Origin of the sequence: Clostridium sp. AF28-12, from assembly GCF_003435225.1 — a bacterium.
Taxonomy (GTDB): domain Bacteria; phylum Bacillota; class Clostridia; order Lachnospirales; family Lachnospiraceae; genus Pilosibacter; species Pilosibacter fragilis.
Map to the genome: position 1 here is coordinate 25468 of NZ_QWGJ01000019.1, position 23427 is coordinate 48894.

The 23427-nt window shown below is 48.8% G+C and carries 20 protein-coding genes; 15 read left to right on the plus strand and 5 right to left on the minus strand.

All coding sequences use genetic code 11. The features are described 5' to 3' along the window. Positions 1 to 244: 244 nt before the first annotated feature. The 6 genes from DWY93_RS14070 (at position 245) to DWY93_RS14095 (ending at position 7885) form a co-directional block, all read left to right on the plus strand. A complete protein-coding gene (locus DWY93_RS14070; RefSeq protein WP_242990658.1) occupies positions 245 to 1324 on the plus strand; it encodes a TAXI family TRAP transporter solute-binding subunit in 1080 nt (359 codons plus the stop codon). Then, entirely contained in the window at positions 1305 to 1796 is a 492-nt protein-coding gene (locus tag DWY93_RS14075) for a DUF1850 domain-containing protein (RefSeq protein ID WP_015553738.1), read from the plus strand. Before DWY93_RS14070 ends, DWY93_RS14075 begins: the two co-directional genes overlap by 20 nt. A gap of 63 nt (positions 1797 to 1859) precedes the next feature. After that, positions 1860 to 3860, plus strand: a complete 2001-nt coding sequence (locus tag DWY93_RS14080; protein WP_117470330.1) for a TRAP transporter permease — start codon at positions 1860 to 1862, stop codon at positions 3858 to 3860. Between the two features lie 198 nt (positions 3861 to 4058). After that, positions 4059 to 5822, plus strand: coding sequence for a LytS/YhcK type 5TM receptor domain-containing protein (locus tag DWY93_RS14085; RefSeq protein WP_117470331.1), 1764 nt, complete (start codon positions 4059 to 4061; stop codon positions 5820 to 5822). An 80-nt stretch (positions 5823 to 5902) separates the two neighbouring features. Continuing rightward, on the plus strand, positions 5903 to 6625 hold the full coding sequence (locus DWY93_RS14090) for a LytTR family DNA-binding domain-containing protein (RefSeq protein ID WP_117470332.1): 723 nt from the start codon (positions 5903 to 5905) through the stop codon (positions 6623 to 6625). 183 nt (positions 6626 to 6808) lie between these two features. After that, a complete protein-coding gene (locus DWY93_RS14095; RefSeq protein WP_117470333.1) occupies positions 6809 to 7885 on the plus strand; it encodes a DnaJ C-terminal domain-containing protein in 1077 nt (358 codons plus the stop codon). Positions 7886 to 7962: 77 nt separating this feature from the next. Here DWY93_RS14095 and DWY93_RS14100 read toward each other — a convergent pair whose 3' ends face one another. Together DWY93_RS14100 and DWY93_RS14105 are read right to left on the minus strand one after the other, a co-directional pair. After that, entirely contained in the window at positions 7963 to 8844 is an 882-nt protein-coding gene (locus DWY93_RS14100) for an Rpn family recombination-promoting nuclease/putative transposase (protein ID WP_117470334.1), read from the minus strand. A gap of 264 nt (positions 8845 to 9108) precedes the next feature. After that, on the minus strand, positions 9109 to 10134 hold the full coding sequence (locus tag DWY93_RS14105) for a branched-chain amino acid aminotransferase (RefSeq protein WP_117470335.1): 1026 nt from the start codon (positions 10132 to 10134) through the stop codon (positions 9109 to 9111). 393 nt (positions 10135 to 10527) lie between these two features. On the opposite strand from DWY93_RS14105, the gene DWY93_RS14110 reads away from it, so the two are divergent. Next, entirely contained in the window at positions 10528 to 11802 is a 1275-nt protein-coding gene (locus DWY93_RS14110) for an MFS transporter (RefSeq protein ID WP_181968558.1), read from the plus strand. On the opposite strand, the gene DWY93_RS14115 is transcribed toward DWY93_RS14110, so the two are convergent. Then, positions 11735 to 12655 (minus strand): LysR family transcriptional regulator, encoded by a 921-nt coding sequence (locus DWY93_RS14115; RefSeq protein ID WP_117470337.1) that lies wholly within the window; start codon positions 12653 to 12655, stop codon positions 11735 to 11737. The two genes, DWY93_RS14110 and DWY93_RS14115, sit on opposite strands and share 68 nt — an antisense overlap. Before the next feature lie 216 nt (positions 12656 to 12871). On the opposite strand from DWY93_RS14115, the gene DWY93_RS14120 reads away from it, so the two are divergent. The 4 genes from DWY93_RS14120 to DWY93_RS14135 all read left to right on the plus strand — a co-directional run bounded on the left by DWY93_RS14120 (position 12872) and on the right by DWY93_RS14135 (position 18033). Continuing rightward, positions 12872 to 14149, plus strand: coding sequence for an L-serine ammonia-lyase, iron-sulfur-dependent, subunit alpha (locus tag DWY93_RS14120; protein WP_117470397.1), 1278 nt, complete (start codon positions 12872 to 12874; stop codon positions 14147 to 14149). Between the two features lie 260 nt (positions 14150 to 14409). Continuing rightward, positions 14410 to 15354: a LysR family transcriptional regulator gene (locus DWY93_RS14125; protein WP_117470338.1), complete on the plus strand. Its 945-nt coding sequence runs from the start codon at positions 14410 to 14412 to the stop codon at positions 15352 to 15354. A gap of 106 nt (positions 15355 to 15460) precedes the next feature. Next, positions 15461 to 16378, plus strand: coding sequence for a glutaminase A (gene glsA / locus DWY93_RS14130; protein ID WP_015553728.1), 918 nt, complete (start codon positions 15461 to 15463; stop codon positions 16376 to 16378). A 236-nt stretch (positions 16379 to 16614) separates the two neighbouring features. Further along, positions 16615 to 18033 (plus strand): alanine/glycine:cation symporter family protein, encoded by a 1419-nt coding sequence (locus DWY93_RS14135; RefSeq protein WP_117470339.1) that lies wholly within the window; start codon positions 16615 to 16617, stop codon positions 18031 to 18033. 341 nt (positions 18034 to 18374) lie between these two features. On the opposite strand, the gene DWY93_RS14145 is transcribed toward DWY93_RS14135, so the two are convergent. Next, positions 18375 to 18806 carry an Rrf2 family transcriptional regulator gene (locus DWY93_RS14145; protein WP_015553725.1) on the minus strand — a complete coding sequence of 144 codons (432 nt, stop codon included), beginning with the start codon at positions 18804 to 18806 and terminating at the stop codon, positions 18375 to 18377. A 233-nt stretch (positions 18807 to 19039) separates the two neighbouring features. Here DWY93_RS14145 and cysK point away from each other — a divergent pair, with 233 nt between their 5' ends. The 4 genes from cysK to DWY93_RS14170 all read left to right on the plus strand — a co-directional run bounded on the left by cysK (position 19040) and on the right by DWY93_RS14170 (position 23088). Next, a complete protein-coding gene (gene cysK / locus DWY93_RS14150) occupies positions 19040 to 19972 on the plus strand; it encodes a cysteine synthase A (protein WP_117470341.1) in 933 nt (310 codons plus the stop codon). A 516-nt stretch (positions 19973 to 20488) separates the two neighbouring features. After that, the gene (rbr, locus tag DWY93_RS14155; RefSeq protein WP_015553723.1) at positions 20489 to 21025 is read left to right on the plus strand and encodes a rubrerythrin; all 537 of its coding nucleotides are present in this window, start codon (positions 20489 to 20491) and stop codon (positions 21023 to 21025) included. A gap of 618 nt (positions 21026 to 21643) precedes the next feature. Next, the gene (locus DWY93_RS14165; RefSeq protein ID WP_015553720.1) at positions 21644 to 22237 is read left to right on the plus strand and encodes a hypothetical protein; all 594 of its coding nucleotides are present in this window, start codon (positions 21644 to 21646) and stop codon (positions 22235 to 22237) included. Then, positions 22234 to 23088, plus strand: coding sequence for a nucleotidyl transferase AbiEii/AbiGii toxin family protein (locus DWY93_RS14170; RefSeq protein WP_242990660.1), 855 nt, complete (start codon positions 22234 to 22236; stop codon positions 23086 to 23088). Before DWY93_RS14165 ends, DWY93_RS14170 begins: the two co-directional genes overlap by 4 nt. A 131-nt stretch (positions 23089 to 23219) precedes the next feature. Here DWY93_RS14170 and DWY93_RS14175 read toward each other — a convergent pair. Then, the coding region (locus tag DWY93_RS14175; protein ID WP_181968559.1) for a transposase at positions 23220 to 23427 on the minus strand (208 nt) is incomplete at its 5' end.

Consider the following 23427-nt stretch of genomic DNA (forward strand, 5'->3'; position numbering starts at 1 on the left):
TATCATATAGATTCACAGGAAAACTGTCTTATTCCTGCATTTCACACATCAATTTTTACCATTCATACACGATTTTGTGCAGTTTGCACGAACCCCATTGTATCAGGGTTATGTTTACGTTAAAATTTAGACATGAAATGTGAAATATTTATAAAGAATATGAAGCATTTGAAAAGTGGGTATGTAATGATCCGGGTGGGACCGGATCGTTACGGGTAAACAAAAAGAAGGAGAGGTAAACAGTATGAGATTAGTGAAGAGAATCACAGCAGCAGCTATGGCACTCACAATGACAGCAGCTCTTGCAGGATGCGGCAGCAGTTCCGGCAGTACATCTACAACAGCAGCTGACACAACAGCGGCAGCCGTAACTGAGAAAGCGGCGGATGGTTCCAGCGCGGAGGCAGGCAGCACATCCGTGAGCATTGACAGGGCGAAAGAGTTCGTCACAGTCGCAACCGGTCCTACGAGTGGTATCTACTACCCGATCGGCGGCGCATTTGCAACCGCATTAGGAAATGCAGGATATAAGACATCCGCACAGGCAACCGGCGCTTCCGTTGAGAACATCAACCTGATCTTAAACGGTGAGGCAGAGCTTGCAATCGCAATGCAGGACTCCGTCGTACAGGCGTATGAGGGCTTTGGTGCGTTTGAGAAGGCAGAGCCGGATCTGAGAGCCATGATGAGACTCTGGCCGAACTACGTACAGCTCGTAACCGTAGCAAGCACAGGCATCAAGAGCGTTGAGGACTTAAAGGGCAAGAGGGTCGGTATCGGTGCTCCGAACTCCGGTGTTGAGTTAAATGCGAGAATGATCTACGAAGCATACGGCATGACATATGAGGATAGTGATGTTGACTACTTATCCTACGGCGAAGCGATCGACCAGATGAAGAACGGTCAGTGCGACGCGGCATTTGTTACCTCCGGTCTTCCGAACGCAACCGTCAGCGAGCTGGCATTCAGCTACGATATGGTGATCGTTCCGATCGACGGCGAAGGCAGAGACAACCTGATCGAGAAGTATCCGTTCTTCTCCGCAAGCACGATCCCGGCCAATACATACAACAACAAAGAGGACGTGGAGAGCGTATTCGTTTACAATATCATGCTTGTAAATAAGGATGTATCCGATGACATGGTCTACGATATGCTTGACTGCATCTTCTCCGACGATGGAATCGCTACCATCAAGGCATCCCACAACACAGCAGACAAGAACATCGATGTTTCCTTCGGTGTTGACGATGTAAAGATCCCGCTTCATGACGGTGCTGCGAAGTGGTGGCAGGATCACGGTTATGAGACTCCTGAGAACTAAATTAAAAATCCTGATTCCGGTTCTTCTGGTAATCACAGCAATCTCTGCTGCCGTATTTATACGGCAGCAGAAAAAAATTCTGGTGATCGAAGAGCTTGAAACCGGAAATGTCTACCGGGAGATTCCGGTAAAGACCGGTGACGAGCTTTCCTTCCAGTGGGAACATTCCTTTGAGCATATTCCATGGTACGAGTATTACGAAATACAGAAAGACGGAAGCTTCATTCTCCACACCATCGCGGTCGCGGGCTTCGGTGCCGGAATTCCGGCAGAGATGGACTGCAAATACCGCTACGAAGACGGACTCGTCTACATGGATGAGATCGAAAGCGTCTTTCCGCAGTTCAACTGGATCAATTCCCAGACAGCCCTGAAGAACATCAAGGTGAATGGCGAGCTCCTGATTCAGGGTTCTGACATGCCGCATCACGTAAAAATGGTGCTGAGGATCCGGAATGGTTTTGAAAAATAAGAAAAGGAAACTGCTGAAGAAACATCGACAACAACTCTGACAACGAAGGGAAGGGAAATCTGTATGAGCGAAAAAGAAAAAAACATCGTCCCCAGTACAGCGGAAGCAGAGATGAGCGAGGAAGAAAAACAGAAACTCCTCGAGCAGTTTGATAAAGAGAGCAAGACGAGAAAGTTCGGGTCCCCGGTATTAAAGAAAGCTTACCGGGTATTCGCGATCATCGTTACCTTATATCATCTGGTTTTCGCATCCGGTCTTTACATGCCGGAAACATTAAAGCATCGTTCCATCCATGTCGGCATGATCCTGATTCTTGCCTTCATGCTTTATCCGGCTACGAAAAAAGCGAGCCGCAAAGTGATCGCATGGTATGATTATGTATTTATCGCATTGTCAGCCGCAGTTCCGATTTATATGTGCGTAGATTATGTAAACATCATCAATCGTGCCGGAAAGCCGGACATGATGGATGTCGTAATCGGTACCCTGTTAACCCTGGTCGTTCTGGAGGCAACGAGACGTGTCTGCGGCATGGCTCTCCCGATCATCTCCATTATCTTTATGATCTACAGCTTAATGGGCACGAAGCAGGGACTCATCCCGATCGATGTCCCGGGCATCTTCCTCCACAGAGGATATACATGGCAGAAGTTAATGAGCCATTTCTTCTCGAACACGGAAGGTATTTACGGATCATCGGTCAACGTCGCGTCCACCTACATCTTCCTCTTCATTGCCTTCGGTGAAGTCATGAACAAGTGTGGCATGGGTCAGTTCTTCAACGACTTCGCAAACGCCATCGCGGGCGGCACAAAGGGCGGCCCGGCAAAGGTAGCAGTCGTTGCTTCCGGACTTCTCGGAATGATCAACGGTGCGGCCGTAGCCGTCGTTGTTACGACCGGTTCCTTCACGATCCCGCTTATGAAAAAATCCGGCTATGACGACGAGTTCGCAGGTGCCGTTGTTGCGACCGGTTCTGTCGGCGGACAGCTGATGCCGCCGGTTATGGGTGCTGCCGCATTCATCATGGCAGATACTCTTGGCATGAAGTACAACGAACTTCTCTTATCCGCGATCATCCCGGCAGTCATCTACTACATGGGCATCCTGTTCCAGATCCAGATGAGGGCTGAGAAGATGGGAATGCAGGGAACTCCGAAGGATCAGCTTCCGAAGATGTCCCAGGTCATGAAGGAGTACGGTCATCTGGCACTCCCGATCATCTTCCTCGTTTACATGCTGTTCTTCTCCGGAAAGACGGTTATCATGGCTGCGTTCTATACGATCGTATTCACGATCATCGTGGCGCAGTGCAGAAAGAATACGAGAATGACCTTCCAGGATATTCTTGATGCGATGGTAGCGAGCGCGAAGTCTACCGTATCCGTAGCGATCGCCTGCGCCTGCGTTGGTATTATCGTTGGTTCCTGCTCGATCACAGGTTTCGCCCTGAATATGGCAAATACCATCATCAGCATCGGAGGAAAGAGCCTGATGTTCACACTGGTGTTCACAATGATCACCTGCATGATCTTAGGTATGGGTCTTCCGAGTATCCCGTCCTATATCATTACATCCACGATCGCAGCTCCGGCTCTGGTACAGCTTGGTATCCCGGCCCTGGTTGCCCACATGTTCTGTTTCTACTTCGCAATGTTCGCAAACCTGACACCGCCGGTTGCCCTTGCAGCCTTTGCGGCAGCAGGTATCGCAGGCGGAAGTCCGATGAAGACAGGATGGGCATCCGTAAAGCTTGCACTTGCAGGATTCATTCTTCCGTACATGTTTGTATACAATACAGACCTTCTGTTGCTTGATACTCCGCTTGCAAAAGCGATTCAGGTTGCAGTAACTGCTGCAGTTGGTGTATTCTTAATCAGTACAGCAGTTGAAGGTTACCTGTTCACAAAGGTCAACATCGTATTGAGAATTGCCAGCCTCATTGGCGCTTATCTCCTGATCGACAGCGGTCTTGTGACAGATATCGCAGGTATCGTGATCTGCGCAGTTGTATTCGTATTCCAGAAAGCAGCTGCAAAGAAGAGTGCACCGGTGGCAGCGTAGACCTTCATAGATAACCAGTGAACACACAGGGACTGCTGCAGAAAATTTACTGCGGCGGTCCCTGTTTTTCTATATGTGTCTGTTAGAACACACCGGGTCAGGCGTCGGACAGTTGTGATCCATGCTGCGCGCAGATTGCAATAACCACTGCGGACAGATATAGAAAAACAGGGATCGTCAGAGACAGGAGGAAACAACATGCTGCTTGATGTTATTTACAGTATCTGCTTTAACATCTGCCTATTGGTAGTGCTCGCCTTCATGATGACGAAGATGGACTTTGTCCAGAGACTTCTATTAAATGAAGAGGGCGGAAGTGAGGAAGGAAGAGGAGAGAGCGTCTGGCAGAGGCTCTGGGAAAAGGTGCTTCTCGGTGTAATCTTCGGCGTCTTCTGCATCATCTCTGATTACATTGGGATTCAGGTGACAGGGGCGCTGCCGAATGCCCGGGTGATCGGTGTCCTGTCCGCCGGATTTCTGGGCGGTCCTGTCTCCGGCTTTATCACGACAGCGATTGCGGCGGCTCACCGGTATCTGATCTTCCCGGAGCGGATCTCCACGGTGGCCTGTGTGCTCTCCGCGGTCATCCATGGGATCATCGGTTCCTTTATCGGCTGGAAGAAGAAGGAAAACCGCCAGTACTCGAATACATTTCTGCTTGGAGTCACGTTCATTTCCGAGATGATCCATATTGTTCTGATCCTGCTTCTCACCAGGCCATTTGATGCGGCCGTTGAGATCGTAAAGATCGTGATCGTTCCGATGGTGATCATCAATTCCGTCGGCATGGTGATCTTCTTTAATGTTTTTAAATCGATCTTCAACACGGAGGACTTGAAGGTTGCGTCCAAGGTCTCCCTCGCAATGAGAACCGCCGAGCGGTGTACCCCGTATCTTGGCTCTGTGGAGAAGGACCGGAAGACGGCGGGAAAGATCATCGACATTATTATGGAAGAGTACCACTGTCAGGGCGCGGCACTGATCGATGACATGAAATTTCTGGCAAGGAGCGGGGCATTTTCCAGTATCGTTCTCACAGAGAACAATTATCCGAGACTTTTATCCGCGACAAAGACCTTCAAGACGACGAGGATCAGCCGCGTGCCTTTACCGGAGGACGGATTTTATCCTCTTTATAAGGAGAATGTGATCATATCTGCGCCGATCCTCCTCGATGAGGGAAAGGTTCTGGCGCTTGTGATGCTGGTGAAGAAAAATGCATATTCCTATCGGGCGGACATTGAATTTGTCACGGGACTCGCGAACCACTTCGCGATGCAGATCAAGCTCTCGGAGATGGAGAAACAGAAGGAAGAGCTGAGAAAAGCGGAGCTTCGGACCCTGCAGTCCCAGATCAATCCGCACTTCCTGTTCAATTCATTAAATACGATCTCCTACTTCTGCCGGGAAAAGCCGGAGAAGGCGAGAGAGCTCTTACTGGCACTGAGCTCCTATTTCCGCAGCATGCTGGAGGATACCGATTATATGGTAACTCTTGACACGGAACTTGAGCATGTAAAAGCCTATACGATGCTTGAGGAGGCGCGGTTTGAAAAACGTCTCTCGATCGAGATCAATGCGGATCCGGAGGCGCTGCGAAGCTGCGTGCCGAACCTGATCTTACAGCCCATCGTGGAGAATGCGGTCCATCACGGGGCAATGCAGAGGGAAAAAGGAGTCGGAAAGGTCATCGTAAACGTAAAACGGGAGGAACGGTCCACGAGGATCGACGTGATCGACAACGGACCGGGAATGGACTACCGGATCGTCCAGAGCCTGTACGGCGGGGAAAAAGTGGAACACACAGGAATCGGAATGATGAACGTGCAGCAGAGACTGATCTCCTTATACGGAAAGTCCTACGGACTCCAGATCGTGACAAGTGAAGAAGGGACGGACGTGCGGATGAACATTCCGGACAGCGCGGCTGGAAGCGCGCAGCAGGAGAAAACGCCAGGCTGACGATCTTCTGAAAGAACAGATGACAGCAGCCTGCTGTTTGGAACAGCGGCGTTTTTGACAGAACATGGGAGGCATGAGGTATGAGAATAGCAGTAGTTGACGATGAGCGCCCGGCAAGAAGCGAACTTAAATATCTGGTGGAACAGTGTGAGCCGGAGGCGGAGATCGCGGAGGCCGACGGAAGCGAAGAATTTCTTGCAATGCTGGAAAATGAGACCTTTGATGTGTGTTTTGTGGATATTAATCTGGGTGGAATGAACGGCACTACGCTGGCATCCATGATAAAGAGAAAGCAGCCGGACACGCTGATCATCTTTGCCACTGCGTTCCAGGAATACGCGGTAAAGGCCTTTGAGATCGGGGCGGTGGATTATCTCTTAAAACCCTTTGACTATGATCGCGTCAAACGGGCGATGGAGCGGGTCCATGAACACATAAAGGAAAAGGCCGCCGGTCCCGGATATGAAATCGGGAAGATCATGGTGAACGTGGGCTCCAGCTTTCAGGTTGTTGACGTGGCGGATATCGTGTTCATCGAGACGGAAAAGCGTTCCTGCAAGATCCATATGAAGGACGGATCCTTCTATCTGCAGAACGAGTCATTGAACAATTATGAGACCCACCTGAAAAAGAGCCGGTTCTTCCGGATCCACAAGAGCTACCTGATCAATCTGGATTATGTGAAGGAGATGCAGGTGAGCTACAATAACGGATATTGTGTGAAGATGAAGTACTATGATGCTGAGGCATTGCCCATCGGTCGGACCCAGGTAAAGGAATTCCGGCAGATTTTTGAAAAGTAGGAATAATCAGAACAGTAAAGCAAATATTGAAAAATAAAGATCCCGCCAAAAGCCAGGACGTACAGATATTGTACAGAGGAAGGTTTCGGCGGGATCTTTAAATATCACAAAAAATTCACATACCTCCCTTGACATTGAATATTTGATATGTTACATTACATATAGAACAGTGAGGTGGTGAATATGTCATCGACAAAGAGAGATTATTATGATGTGCTGGGCATCTCGAGAGACGCGGATGCTGCGGCAATTAAACGTGCATATAGAAAATTGGCAAAGAAGTATCATCCGGACTCCAATCCTGGCGATAAGACGGCGGAGCAGATGTTTAAGGATGTAAATGAGGCTTACGACGTTTTGAGTGATCCAAAGAAGAAGAAGCTTTACGACCAGTTCGGACATGCTGCTTTTGATGAGACGGCAGGTTACGGACAGGGCGCCGGAGCAGGTGCCGGTGGTTTTGGCGGGTTCGGCGGCTTCGGAAACGGTGCCGGCGGAGCATACCGGTCTGGATCCTTCCGCTCCGGAGATGGAACATATCATGAATTCCATTTTGAGGGCGGTGACGGGGATGATATCTTCGGTGATCTGTTTGGAAATATGTTTGGCGGCAAAGGAAGAGCTGGCAGCGCTGGCTTTGGCGGTTCCGGCTTCCATGGCTTTGGCGGCGGAAATGGATTTTCCGGTTCTGGATTTTCTGACCGCGGCAACGACTTAAATGCGGAGGTCCAGATAACCTTCGATGAGGCCGTTCATGGCTGCGAAAAGACCATCACGATCCAGAACCCGAACCAGCCTGGCAGCAGACCGCAGACCCTGAAGGTAAAGATCCCGGCAGGCATCGAGACCGGAAAGAGCATCCGGCTTGCAGGTAAAGGAATGCCGGGAACCGGCGGTGGTGCCGCGGGCGACCTGCTTCTCAAGATCACAGTCGGTGAGAAGCCGGGCTGGACGAGAAAGGGCATGGATGTCTACAGCGATGTGGAAGTTCCGTTCACCACGGCCGTCTTCGGCGGTGAGACTCTTGTCCACACGTTATATGGCGATGTGGTCTGCAAAATCAAAGCCGGAACCCGCTCCGGTACAAAGATCCGTCTCCGCGGCAAAGGTATCGTCTCCTTAAAAGACCCGTCACTCCACGGTGACCAGTACGCCGTCGTAAGAATACAGGTTCCGGATGACTTAAGTCCGGAGGCAAAGCAGAAGCTTAAGGAGTTTGAGGATATCTGCAGGCGGGATGGAAGATTCCATGCGGCATAAATAAAGAAAAATTAAAGAGATCCGGGATTCCATCATGCATGGATGGTCTCCCGGATCTTTTTGATGAATATGGATAATTATTTCCCAAAAGAATCAATGTATCCTTTCGCAGTGATCTGATCCAGATCAAAATTTTTACATATTTGTTCCAGAATAGTATCATCGCTTAAATGGAATTCTCTTCCCATGCGAATCATTGCTAATATTCCTTTTTTCTGTCCAATTTCGATTCCCTTCTTCTCACCAATTTCAATTCCAGTAGATAAAATACTCATGCGTGCGACCTCCCATTCTTCATTTTGCTTAACCTCAGCTACTATCGCATCGAGTGTTTTCAATCGTTCGTCCAATATCGTGATCTCCGGATTATCAAGCGTAGAATTCTTACAGTACTGAAGAAAACTCACAAGCTCATCCCGTCCATTCTTGCTGGTCATATTTAAAAATATTTTCTTAGTTCCATCTTCTAACTCCATCTCGGGAAACTCATGACACCGCTCAGTAAACGTATACATTGCGCGGTCTTTCCCGAAAATATCCTTCTGAGTGATAAATGTTACGATCGTTGAAGGCAGATGGCGGTATTTTGTCTTCCTTCCGGACTTCAGTATCGGACTGTCCAAAAGTCCCTGATAAAACCTTGATCGTTTTCGCACATCATCGATGTCTGAGTCATTCTGCATTTCCGTCGCAAAATGCCGGGAATCCTCAGATACCGCCCATGCATCCAGCTGGATGCCCCGTTCTCCTTTTGCGTTAAGTACAACTTCCTCCACATGAACCTGATTCAGCTTTAGATCAGGCTCCCCTAAAATAATACTCAGCACGCATTCATGTGCCTTTTTGCGTTTCATGACCGCCAGAAATAAGGCAAAATCACTGAGATTTACTTTCGAAGGATCAATGATATCCGCATACTCCGCCGGAATATCATAAGCATAATGATTCTGTTGTTTCATACCAGACCTTCCTTTCCTGAGATTAGGCAGGAAAGTGCTTCTTTCGACTCCCTGCCGGTTATTTTGGTGTTTTAGCAAAGAGTCTTCAGATGCCGAATCCGGCTTAGATGATATTAGATAATAGAATTCATTAGAAACCTTGCTTAGATGTATCTTAACATGGTGCTTTTGGAAAAGCAAGGGAGTCCGGTATAAAAGAATTATAAAGAAAAAAGAGCAGGACTCCCCAAAGGAATCCTGCTCTGATACAATTCACACGGTTAATTATTTGATCACATGGATCCAGCCTTCCGGTGCCTCGATATGGCCCATCTGGATGCCTGTTAATGTGTCGTAGAGTTTCTGGATCACCGGACCCATCTTCTCCATTCCGCTCGGGAAGCAGATCTCGTTGCCGTGGTCTACGATCTTGCCGACCGGGGAGATAACAGCAGCGGTACCGCAGAGACCGCACTCAGCGAAATCTTTTACTTCTGTAAACGGAACCGGACGCTCCTCTGTCTTTAAGCCGAGGTAATGCTCAGCAACGTAGAGGATGGAGCGGCGTGTGATGGACGGAAGGATAGAGTCGGACTTCGGTGTTACGACTGTGCCGTCTTTTGTAACGAAGATGAAGTTTGCTCCGCCTGTCTCCTCAACATAGGTTCTTGTAGCAGCGTCGAGATACATGTTCTCATCATAGCCCTGTTTGTGAGCATCAACGATGGCATGTAAGCTCATTGCGTAGTTTAAGCCGGCCTTTACGTGGCCTGTTCCGTGAGGTGCTGCGCGGTCGAAGTCTGTGACACGGATTGTGATCGGCTTAGCGCCGCCCTTGAAGTACGGGCCGACCGGTGTACAGAAAGCACGGAACTGGTACTCGGATGCCGGTTTCACACCGATTACCGGGTTTGTACCGAACATATACGGACGGATGTAAAGAGTTGCGCCGGAACCGTACGGCGGAACGAAATCAGCGTTTGCCGCAACCAGCTTTGTGATCGCGTCAATGAAGCGCTCCTTCGGGAACTGCGGCATCTCAAGTCTTGCTGCAGAGTTCATCATACGCTCAGCGTTTAAGTCCGGGCGGAAGGTTACGATGTGGCCGTTCTCCGTTGTGTATGCCTTTAAGCCCTCGAAGCAGGTCTGTGCATACTGGAATACACATGCACACTCGTTTAAGGTGATCATATCATCAGTTGTAAGAGTTCCCTCATCCCAGGAACCATCTTTGAAGTTGGATACATATCTGTAATCAGTTTTGATGTAACCGAATCCGATATTGGACCAGTCGATCTCTTTCTTTGCCATTGGAAATTCCTCCATTCTGCCGTCTGACCGGCATTGTATTTTTTGCCGCCGGGGTCGGGCGGTAATGTCTTTTTACTGCGGTACTGTTTCGATGTAATGAACAGTTACCGTGTTTTCTATTATAAGTACTTAAGATTTATCCTGCAAGTTCTTTATGGTAAAAAGATGAAAAAAATATGGGAAAATGGGAGAAATAATGCTACAATATAACTTTAAGGAATAAAGAATATTCCGCAGATTTATTCAGCATGTCCGCAGAGGCTAGGCGCCTGCCATAAGAGTGAGTGACGGAGATGGAACCGGGTGGATATGTGGCCGGAAGTTTTCGGGGCGGACAGCCGGATACCGGCGATATGCGGAAAAGAAAAAAGCTGGGGAAAGGCAGAAATAACAATGGAACAAAAGAAAAACAGACTGCACTATGCCTGGTTCATCCTTGCGGGCTGCTGCATCCTGCAGGGGGCAACTCTGGGACTCATCAATAACTGTGCCGGTGTCTTTTACTCCCCGATCTGCAAAGAGCTGGGATTTGAGCTGGGAAAACTTACAATGTACCGGATGCTCTACTGCATCAGTTCTGCTTTGGCGCTGCCATTTGTGGCGACAAGCTTTCGGAAACATGATGTGCGGATCGTGATCAGCATTGCAGCTGTCATATACGGAGGCTGCGCGGCCCTCATGGGTACCTTCCATGAACTGTGGCAGTGGCATGTGACAGGCATCATTCAGGGAATCGCCTCGTCCTTCGTCTGCATGATCCCGGCGCCGATCATTCTTGGAAACTGGTTTAAGAAAAAGACCGGAACGGCGGTGGGAATCTCCGCAGCGTTCTCCGGACTCATCGGCATGATCGGCAGCAGTTTTCTTGGAATGGCGATCCCGGCATTCGGATGGAGGGTGAGCTATATGGCGGTTGGAATCGTCAGTACCGCGCTGGTCCTCCCGATCTCCCTGTTCATTCTCCGCTATAAGCCGGAAGAGATGGGACTCCTGCCTTACGGGGCAGAGGATGTGGAGCAAAGGGCAGTATCAGGCGCATCAGCGCCCGCATCCGGGGACAACGGGATTACATTAAAAGAATTGCTGCGTCAGCCGGAATTTTATATTGCCGTGGGTGCATACTGGACCAGTGTGTCATGCGCGTACCTGAATTCCTTCCTGACGCCCTGTGGGATCGCAGCCGGACTTACGCTGCAGGTGGCGGCCATGATGACGAGCATCTCCCTTCTTGGAAACATGTCCAGCAAGCTGATCCTCGGAAAGATCAGCGACAGCCTTGGGATCATAAAGACCTTCGAATTTTCGATTGCGCTGGCATTTCTCGGTCATGTACTGCTGTTTGTCGGTTCTCCGGAGACAGTGATGGCGGGCGCCCTGTTTTTTGGTGTGACACTTCCCTTATCATCCGTCATGATGCCGCTGTTCTGCAGGATCTTCTGGAAGGGCGAGACCTACAGTACAGCATATGCCTATTCCACCATGGTGGGAACGCTTCTGGGAGCGCCCTTCAACATGTGGTTTGGAACCTTTTATGATATAACGGGAGATTACAGGCTGACCATTGGAGTGAGCGCAGCGATGCTTATTATGTTGACCTTCCTTATCGTTCTTGAGGGTGTTCTTCTGAAACGGGCGAAGTCCGGAAAGTCTCCTTCGCAAGCTCGATAAAGGCGTCCATCTCACCGGTGTGCCATTTGTCTTTGTGATAGAGGACCTGCCGGTAGAGCTCCATGTGGAAATCCTTTACCGGCAGGATCGAGAGGATACCGGATTCCACTTCATGCCTTACGGCAAACTCCGGGAGAAATGAGATCCCGGCGTTCTGTTTTAACATATTGATAATGAATTCTGTGTTTCCGATTTCCAGGAAAGGCTTGATCTCCTTTCCGAGCGATGCCAGATACCGGTCAAGAACGAACCGGTAACTGGCATTTTTTTCGGTCAGGAGGAATGGGTGGCTGATGACCGAGTCAAGGTCTGTGGGACCACTTTTTGCCAGTGGGTGGACAGAGGAAGAGACGAAGGAGATATTTTCCGGCGCTTCCAGAACTTTTATAAAACGCTTGTCGTCAATGGGCTGGTCGAGGAGATAGACAAGATCGATAGAGTTCTTGTTCATGCGGTCCAAAAGAACATCCGGGGAGTCCAGAACGATGCTCACGGAGACGTTCGGGTAAAGCTGATGGAATTTCTTTAAAAGATCCGGAAAGATGGATTCACAGATGGATTCAATGGTTCCGATGGTGAGGTCACCGGAGAGCTCTGTGGAGGCGGAAACCGCTTTTTTCGCGTCGGCGACGGTGCCAAGGATCGTCACGGCATAGCGGTAAAAGATCTCCCCGTGATGAGTCAGGACCGTCTTTTTTCCGAGGCGGTCAAAGAGATGGATGCCGAGTTCCTCCTCTAACTGCTTGATCTGGACCGTGACGGCGGCCTGGGAATAGCCTAACGCCTCGGCGGCTTTTGAAAAACTTTGCTTTTGCGCGATCTGTAGAAACGTGCGGATCTCTCGAAGTTCCATGGCGGATTCCTTTCTTCTCTATAAAAATTTATAAACGATCTGTTTAAAACGTTCAATTTTACTTTTGGTACTTCTTATGATACGCTAAGAATATAGAAATTGCAAGAAAATAGCAGGATAGAATGCGAATTTTCAGGATGTGAGACTCGGAGTCATGAATGGCGGGCGGAAAAAGTGATCCGATCGGCAGAAAAGAGCGGAGAAAGGACGGATACAATGGAGAAAAGCGATATCAGATATCAGGCATATGTGAGTATTCTGGAAGAGGAGCTGAAGCCGGCGATGGGATGTACGGAGCCGATCGCCATCGCTTACTGCGCGGCAGTCGCGAGGGAAGTGCTCGGCGGACTCCCGGAGAAGGTGAAGGTAGGAGCCAGCGGCAGCATGATCAAGAACGTAAAATCCGTGATCGTCCCGAATACGGATCATTTAAAGGGAATTCCGGCGGCGGCGGCGGCAGGAATCGTTGCAGGTGATCCGAAAAAGGAACTTGAGGTCATAGCGTCTGTCACAAAAGAGCAGATCACGGCGATGAAGGAATTCCTTCAGACGACCCCGGTGGAAGTGGAACATATTGATAACGGCATCACCTTTGATATTATTGTGACACTGACACGCGGAACAGATACCAGCATGGTCCGCATCGCAAATTATCACACGAATGTGGTACATATTGAAAAGAACGGAGAAGTCATCAGGGATATCCCGGTGAATGGTGAGGAGGAGGAAGGTCTTACGGACCGCTCACTGCTCGATATGGAGCATATCTGGGACTTTATCCACACAGTGGATGTGAATGATATCAGAGAGGTTCTGGAGCGCCAGAAAACTTACAATATGGCGATCGCCAGAGAGGGAATGCGTGGGCAGTATGGATCCAACATCGGCGCACTTCTTCTCGATATGAACGGAAATGATGTCCGTACACGGGCGAGAGCCATGGCGGCAGCCGGATCCGACGCACGAATGAACGGATGTGAGCTTCCGGTTATCATCAACTCCGGCAGTGGAAATCAGGGAATCACGGCTTCTGTTCCGGTCATCGTATACGCAACGGAGCTGGGAGTCGATGAAGATACCATGTACCGGGCGATGGCACTCTCAGATCTCACGACGATCCACCAGAAGACGCCCATCGGAAGACTTTCCGCCTACTGCGGTGCAGTCAGCGCGGGTGCGGGGTCCGGAGCGGGGATCGCGTATCTCTCCGGAGCGTCCTATGATGAGGTGGTCCACACCGTGATCAATGCGGTAGCCATTATCTCCGGTATGGTCTGTGACGGCGCGAAAGCGTCCTGCGCGGCAAAGATCGCTGAGGCGGTGGACGCGGGGATCATCGGCTACTATATGGCAAAGCGTGGTCAGAACTTTGATGACGGTGACGGAATCGTGACGGCCGGGATCGAGGCGACGATCCGCAACGTGGGACGTCTCGCAAAAGAGGGAATGAAGGAGACGAATGATGAGATCATCAGCATTATGATCGGGAGCTGAGGTCTGTCATCCCGTGTGAATTAAGATATGAAAGTATGGTTTCGGAGTGTTGTCCAGGTGACGGCACTCCGCTTTTGATGTATAAGGTTTTTTCTGTGAGAAATAACCTTAGTTTGATAAAGAATAACAAAGAAGTGGAAAGATATGGCAAAAAATGATACATTATATACAAGAAAAGCCGCGGGAATGTGCGGCTTTCAGAAATTCTTTTCAGCAGTGATGCGTTGGAAGAGAGATAGAAAAATGAGGGAGGGAAGAACATGAGCTATGATATCAATCTGAAACATCTGGAATACTTCATCAAGGTGGCGAGACTTGGTTCCATCAACAAGGCGGCCCAGATGCTCTATGTTTCCCAATCCCATCTTGGAAAGATCATTCATGACCTGGAGGAGACCGTTGGAGCGCCGCTCTTAAACAGGAGCCGTCAGGGCGTGACGCTGACTCCCGAAGGAAATGAGTTTTTGGAGCGGTCGGTGCGGATCTTAAAGGAAATGGAAGAAATGCACCTGCGGCCTTTAAAAGAGATGGAGAAGACAGAGCCCCTGGCGGTGTCCATGACAAAGTTCTCCCATGTAATGGAGAGTTTTATCACTATCGTGAGACGTTACCAGGATCAGCCGGAATTCACCCACCGCCTGTATGAGGGGCAGTTGGAGGATGTCATCGAGGATGTGGTCTCCGGGCGGGCCGACATCGGAATTTTCCATTTCGACAGCCAGAGACATGAGGAGATCCAGGTGATGGCGGCGGCAAAAGGTCTTACATATCGGTTCCTCTCCTATGTGGAACCGCAGATCGTGATCTCAAAGGATCATCCGCTCGTCCGGGAGAAGAAGCCGATGACGAGGGAGAATCTTGCGAATTACGGATTTATCCGCTATATGGGGCTGTATGACGATATTCTCTCCAATATCCTCGGACCAAATGAGGATGGGGGAAGTACGGGAAAGAAGAAGGAGATTTATGTGACAGGGCGTGCGACGCTCATGAACCTGATCTCACAGACGGATTTTTACAGCATCGGAATCCATGACTTTGACAAGCAGCTGTCGGATTTCCGGGCAGTTTCCGTGCCGATTCCGGGGTGCGAGGTGAAGCTGGAATTCGGGTATGTGACACTTGCGGATGTGCCGATCTCCGGGATCGGGGAAGAGTTTTTGAAGGAAGTAAGAGAGCGGCTTGAGAGGGGACAGGACGTTTAAAATAAGAAAAAAGCACGGAAAATGTGCTGACAGGAGTTTCCTGCGAAGTATGGAAAGTGCGGCAGCAGGAGTGAAAGGTCATATAGGAAAGGAGTAAACAAAAGTTATGTTTCAGGATCTGATCAATGAGGCGCTGGAAACGGGACGCCCATACATCAAAGAGGGGGAGGTTGCGACGTACATTCCGGAGCTTGGAAGAGCGGACAAGAATAAGCTCGGAATCAGCATCTTCTGCCGGGATGGAAGCCGGTTCTCCTGCGGGGACACGAAGGATCGGTTCAGCATCCAGAGTATTTCGAAGGTTATCAGCCTTGCGGTAGCCCTTGAGGTCTGCGGGTTTGACATGGTGTTTGAGAATGTGGGGATGGAACCGTCGGGGGACGCCTTCAACTCCCTGATCAAGCTTGAGGGATCTAACAGCCATCCATACAATCCGATGATCAATTCTGGAGCAATCGCAGTGGCGAGCTTTATTGAGCCGAAGGTATCGTTTGAGGAGATGCTGAAGCTGGCGAGATGTTTCTGTCAGGATGACGGGATCGTTCTGGATGAGAAAGTCTACGGTTCAGAGATGTCAACGGTGGCGAGAAACCGCGCCATCGCCTATCTTTTAGAGAGCAAGGGCGTGATCAATGGAAATGTGGAGGAAGCGCTGGATTTCTATGTGAAAATGTGCTCGCTGAGCGTCACGGCGGAAAGCCTTGCGGGATTGGGACTTCTGCTCGCGAATGACGGAGTGGATCCATCCGGAAAGCGGCTGCTGAATTCCGATACCGTGAGAGTCGTGAAGACGATCATGCTGACCTGCGGCATGTATGACGGGTCCGGGGAATTTGCGGTCCGTGTGGGAATCCCGTCGAAGAGCGGTGTCGGCGGCGGGCTGCTGTCTGTTGTTGACGGGAAGATGGGGATCGGAATCTATGGTCCGTCCCTGGACGCAAAGGGAAACAGCATTGCGGGGAGAAAGATCCTGCAGTTCCTTTCCTCACAGATGAAATTGCATATTTTTGCGAAGAAAGACTGAGTAGTTTTTTGATGAAGGGTAACAGTTCATCAGGTTACGATGAAAGTATGAAAGTGGTACGGGACCCAGGGAAAAATGGGCGGACGGAAACTTTCTTCTTTAGAGAAAAATTAGGAAGGGGAGGTATAATGAAATGTGCGGTTTTGGCAAAATTTTCTGAAAAAATGATTGTAAATACGGGTAACTTACAGTAAAATTTTGGGGTAACAAAAAAGAAAAAAGAGGGGTAACAACACATGTACGATTTGTATGGGGCACTGATCGGGAATCTCAGTAATTATCTTTACACATACATCCTGATCATTTTACTTGTTGCAGGCGGAATCTACTTTACGGTCCGCACAAAGTTTGTTCAGTTCCGCTATTTAAAGGAATCTTTGCGGGTCGTTCTCGCACCGAGTGAGGATGACAAGGCGATCTCGTCCTTTCAGGCACTTATGGTTTCGACGGCATCCCGTGTGGGAACCGGAAATATCGCAGGCGTATCCACAGCAATCTGTCTCGGCGGACTCGGATCATTATTCTGGATGTGGCTCACAGCGCTTCTGGGAATGTCTACTGCTTTCGTGGAGGGAACTCTGGCTCAGATCTATAAGCGCCGTTCCGATGACGGCGGCTGCTACGGCGGTCCGTCCTACTACATCGATCAGGCAACCGGAAAACACTGGCTCGGAATCCTGTTTGCAGTGTTCATGATCCTGACCTACATGGTCGGCTTCAATCTGGTTGCATCCTTCAATATCGCAGATGCATTCCGTGTCATTCCGGCATACTCCCAGAATGAAAACCTTGCAAAATGGATCATCGGCGGCGTGCTTGCAGTGTTATTCTTCGTCTGCATCAGCGGCGGTGGAAAACAGATCGCAGGGATCACGGAAAAGATCGTTCCGTTCATGGGATTCTTTTACATTGCGGTTGCCGTGTTCGTGATCGTGACCCATATCACACTTCTTCCAGGAGTGTTCGCAGAGATCTTCCGCAACGCGTTTGATGTGAAAGCAATTTTCGGCGGATTTACGGGGTCTGCGGTCATGCTTGGTATCAAGAGAGGTCTTTTCTCTAACGAAGCCGGTGTCGGCGCTGCTGCGTGTGCGGCTGGTTCCGCGGGTGTTTCCCATCCGGTAAAGCAGGGACTTGTTCAGGTGCTTTCTGTATTCCTTGATACCTGTATGATCTGTACAGCAACTGCGATGCTGCTGCTCTGCTCCGGTGTGGAGCCGGATGCGGATATGGCCGGAATGGCCTATGTGCAGGCGGCTATGAACAACACACTCGGCAAGTTTGGTGTTGTGTTTATTACAGTTTCCCTGTTCCTGTTTGCATTTACGACTCTGCTTGGAAACTTCTATTATGCGGAGACAGGGCTTGCGTATCTTTGCGGCATGACTCCATCTAATGGGGCAAAGTGGTGCATGAGGATTGTTGCTGCGGTGGTTGTGTGCGTCGGCGCTACGATGAAGCTTGGTATTGTCTGGGATACAGCGGATGTGCTGATGGGCTTCATGGCGCTGATCAATGTGCCGGTGATCGTTATTCTCCTGAAGCCGGTACTGCGGTGTCTTGAGGATTATACAGAGCAGAAAAAGGCCGGAAAGAATCCGGTGTTTAAGGCGGAGCATATTGGACTGAAGGAGAAGGTGGACTTCTGGAATTAGGGACGATATTTCCGGGAATGGAATCAGATATGGAAATGGGTGAAGGGCAGCCGAAAGGCTGTCCTTTGTTTTTGGGACGGGAGCGGCGATTTTGGAGAGAGTACGCTGCCGGTCTGCCTCCAGTCCCAGACACCGGGTATTTCCCAGGCGGTTCCTCTAAGCTTGCGGAAGAATGCTAAGGGCGGTGGTCAGTCGGCACAACTCGCCTTCGGCTCAGACAAGTGCCGCCTGTCCACCAACGCATTCTCCCACGAGCTAAGAGGAAACCATGCCCGGAAAATAATGCGTCTGAGCCTGGAGGCAGACCGGCAGCTGGTCGTGGCTGTGCGAAGGAAAAGTTCTTATATTACATAGTCATCTCCGGGCTGACCATTCTGCACGAGGTCGGCGATGGTGACGCCGTCCAAGTATTCGTTGACGACTTTGTCGAGACCCTGCCAGAGAGGGAGAGTTTTACAGCTTCCCATTCTGGGACAGTCGGTGCTGCCGGGCTCTAAGCAGGCTACCGGAGCCATGGAGTTTTCAGTGAGGCGAAGAATGCTGCCGACTGTGTACTGTTCCGGTGCTTTTGTGAGGCGATATCCGCCGCCTTTACCGCGGACCCCCTCTAAGAGTTTTGCCTTTACGAGGATTTTGATGATGCCCTCGAGGTATTTTTCAGAGATCTCCTGTCTCGCTGCTGTATCTTTTAATGGAATATAGCCGTCTGTCTGGTGCTCCGCAAGATCGATCAGGACGCGGAGAGCGTAGCGGCCTTTTGTTGAAACCATCATAATCTGTATCCTCCCATGCTGCTGCGTGTTGCTGAATATTTTTGATCGTAATGTAAGTTTAACATTATTCCTATTATAATACAAGGTTTAAGGGAAATAAAGACAGTGAAAAGGATAAAGGTGTTGTGATATATGATAGAAATTTTCTAACATGATATCCGGAATGAGACTTGACAAACAGATGATATCGCCATATAATCCTATTAACATATATGAAAGGTAGGTAATAACTTATGGCAAACATATATACATCCGCAGACCAGCTGATCGGAAAGACTCCGCTCTTAGAGCTTACACAGATTGAAAAATCCGAGGGACTTAACGCGAAGATCCTTGCGAAGCTGGAATATTTCAATCCGGCCGGATCGGTAAAGGACAGGATCGCGAAGGCGATGATCGATGACGCTGAGGCGAAGGGAATCTTAAAGACTGGTTCTACGATCATCGAGCCGACTTCCGGAAACACAGGAATCGGTCTTGCGTCGGTTGCGGCTGCCCGCGGTTACCGGATCATTATCGTTATGCCTGAGACCATGAGTGTGGAGAGGCGCCAGCTTATGAAAGCCTACGGCGCGGAGCTTGTGCTCACTGAGGGCGCAAAGGGAATGAAGGGCGCGATCGCAAAGGCGGAGGAGCTCGCAAAGGAGATTCCGGGAAGCTTTATTCCGGGACAGTTTGTAAACCCGGCGAATCCGGAAGTTCATGAGAGAACAACCGGGCCGGAGATCTGGGAAGATACGGACGGCAAGGTTGATATTTTTGTCGCTGGTGTCGGCACCGGCGGAACCATCACCGGAACCGGAAGATATTTAAAGAAGCAGAATCCGGACGTGAAGGTCGTTGCGGTGGAACCGGCAAGCTCCCCGGTACTGAGCCAGGGCAAGGCAGGCTCCCACAAGATCCAGGGAATCGGAGCCGGATTTGTTCCGGATGTTCTCGACACAAAGGTTTATGATGAGATCATCGCTGTGGAGAATGATGACGCGTTCGCGGCAGGAAAGTTAGTTGGAAAGAAGGAAGGAGTCCTCGTGGGAATTTCCTCCGGTGCGGCGATCTGGGCAGCGATCGAACTTGCGAAGAGACCGGAAAACGCAGGAAAGACGATCGTGGCACTGCTTCCGGATACCGGCGACAGATACCTTTCCACACCGTTATTTGCGGACTAAGGAAAGAAAAAACAGATAAAAATATATGAGAAAGACTGCGGGTCCATATCGGTTGATATGTGGATCTGCAGTTTTTTTATGCAACAGGAAATGTCGGGGAATTCCCTGTTGCATAAAAGGCATTAACGTGCTAAAGATGCGCACTCGCGCAAAGATGTAGATTGCCGCACGCGACCGAGCGAGGCGCGAGAATGTGCCAGGCACATTCTTTTTCTACAATGGAAGCTCCAAATGTGCCGGGCGTATTTTTTGCGTTTTTGACAGAAGGTCGTGAAAAACTGTTTGGAGCAAAAGTAAATAAATCCTGCAAAACAATAATAATTACTATTATTGACATTTAAAACAAAGTATGTTAGAATACAACCATAAACAAGACGATACGCAACAGACAAGACGATATACAACAAAAAAGACGACCGTCAGACAGAAACGGTAAATTACAGGAACAGAAAGAATCATTTTGCAAAAAGAAGGGAAAACAATAAGAAAACAAGAATCAGAAAGGAGTTCAACACTATGAGCAGATACGCAGGAACAAAAACAGAAAAGAACCTCGAGGCAGCATTCTCCGGTGAATCCCAGGCGAGAAACAAATATACCTACTTTGCATCCGTAGCAAAGAAGGAGGGATACGAGCAGATCGCGGCTTTATTCTTAAAGACAGCTGACAACGAGAAAGAGCACGCGAAGATGTGGTTCAAGGAGTTAGATGGAATCAGCGATACCGCTGCGAATCTTGCAGCCGCTGCAGCCGGTGAAAACTACGAGTGGACCGATATGTACGAGGATTTTGCGAAGACCGCCGATGAGGAAGGTTTCCATGCTCTCGCAGCAAAATTCCGTATGGTAGGCGAGATCGAGAAGCACCATGAGGAGCGCTACCGTGCCCTTCTTAAAAATGTGGAGACAGCTTCTGTATTCGAAAAGAGTGAAGTAAAGGTATGGGAGTGCCGCAACTGCGGGCATATCGTGATCGGAACAAAGGCACCGCAGGTATGTCCGGTCTGCAGCCATCCGCAGAGCTACTTTGAAGTTCGCGAAGAAAATTATTAAGTCATATGCTTACGTTATGGCACTGTTCTATTTCATTGCCTGCTGAATGAAAAGCATCGAAAAGAAGGGGCTGTCGCACTAGCAAATATTTTTTGCTGGGCGGCAGCCCTGCTTTATGCCCAAATGGGGGCGAAATCGGTTGTGATTTCGCCCTCATCCCTTATAAACACAGTTCATTCCCAGACATCCCTTTTGGCATGCCTGAGTTCAGAAAGGTCCATTTCCTCCACAAAGGCACTTACCAGACGAACTGGATCATCAGATGGAATAGAAATCTCTAAATCCAGCGGAAGTTTGATTTGATAATACAGCGAAAATGAGGTATAATCCCTCTGTATTATTTTGTTTAGTCGCATAAACTGATTATACCACGAACGCCGGGCTTTTCGAAGCTCGGCGTTTTGTGTTGGATATATAAAAGGAGCTGCCGCACGTTAGTGCGACAGCCCCTCTGTTGTTGTTCGATTTTTGGTGTATGGTAAATGTCTTGCTTTAGATTGCCGTTTACTTCAGTCGTAATTTAATTGTAAATATTTTTTGAATGTTTCCAACAAGATATTGACTTTAATCGTAATTATGAGCATAATGTTATTGAGTTATTATAACCGAGGTGAGTGTATGGATTACATGACTGAACTCACCGCTATTGCAAAAACGCATGGCGGAATTATTGAAACGAAAATAGCAGCGCAACGCGGCATCTCCAAGGCGATGCTTTATAAGTTGTGCAAAGAAGATAAAATCCATCGTATTGTAAAAGGCCAGTACATTCTTCCCGATGATATGCAGGATGAATTATTGGCAATCAGTAACCGTTCAGAAAGAATCATTTTTTCTCACGAAACAGCTCTTTACCTTCACGGAATTTCTGACCGTACTCCATTTGAGCATACGGTTACTGCACCGTCTGGTTGTATTCCTTCTGCGGCAATTAAATCTGAATGCAAAGTGTATTATATCAAGCCTGAATTGTTTGAACTTGGCAAAACAACGCTGAGAACACCTGCTGGAAATGATGTTCCTGCATACGATCTTGAACGCACCATTTGTGATGTAATTCGCAGCCGTAACAAATTGGGAACTGAAACATTTTTAGCGGCACTTAAAATGTACGCCGCAAGCCCGAAGAAAAACCTAAACCAACTGAATACATATGCAAAACAGATGCGTGTTGAAAAAGTGTTGCGTCAATATTTGGAGGTGCTTCTGTGAGTAAAGCAATGAGTTTGAAGGCGAAAATTCGCAATATCGCAAAACAGAAGAATATCCCTGCACAGGTCATTCTGCAGAACTATATGTTTGAGCGTCTGCTTGTCCGCCTTTCCGCTTCCGAATACAAAGAGAAGTTTGTATTAAAGGGCGGTATGTTGGTAGCCGCCATTGTCGGACTCGACAACCGCGCAACCATGGATATGGACACCACTCTTAAAAATCTGCCCCTTACACCGGAAGCAATTCGCAGTGCGTTGGAAGATGTTTGTGACATCGCATTCGATGACGGCGTTGTATTCGAGATTGGCACAATTTCGCCCATCCGTGAAGATGATATTTACGGCGGATACCGTGTCATGCTGAACGCCAAGTTTGATACTCTGCTGACTCCACTTAGCATTGATGTGTCCACCGGTGATGCTATTACACCCCATGCGGTGCAGTACAACTTCTCTGAAATTTTCGATGATGAGAAATCTTATGAGCTGTGGGCATACAACATTGAAACCGTCATGGCCGAAAAGGTTGAAACTATTTTACGCCGTGGCGTGTTCAATACTCGTCCCAGAGATTTTTACGATACCTATATACTGACCACAACGCAGAAATTCGATAATGCGGTATTTGCTGATGCGTTAAGTGCAACTGCCAAGCATCGTGGCACTACAGAACAGATTGCAGATGTTCCTTCTATTCTTTACAACATCGAAGAAAGCCCGGAACTCAAAACAATGTGGGACAAGTATCGCAAGCAGTTTTCTTATGCGAAAGATATTACTTACGAACAAATTATGGATTCCATAAAGACTTTGCTCAAACCTGAATTATTCACGGAGCAATTTCTAACCTAAACCTTGCACCATGAATTGAAAAAATGATCCATGCAGCCATAACTTCTCTCAATTTGTCAGAAAAAAGGGCATAAAATCCCTATGACGAGTTTTTGAGCAATTATCAGGCTGTCAAGGTTCGTTGACAGTTGCTATTCCAGCTGTACATCCAGCTTACCTATTGCAGAAAGGGTGTCATAAAACTCTTCTTTATATGGACAACTGCTGCACAGCTTGAATGTGATATATCTTGCTGAACGGACTACTTTTGCAGCAATCTTCAGCAGTTTTAAACGAACGGTATCAATGCGTTGTTTCTGCATTTCTGCTGATAATACCAATCGTCTAAACCAATTAAAT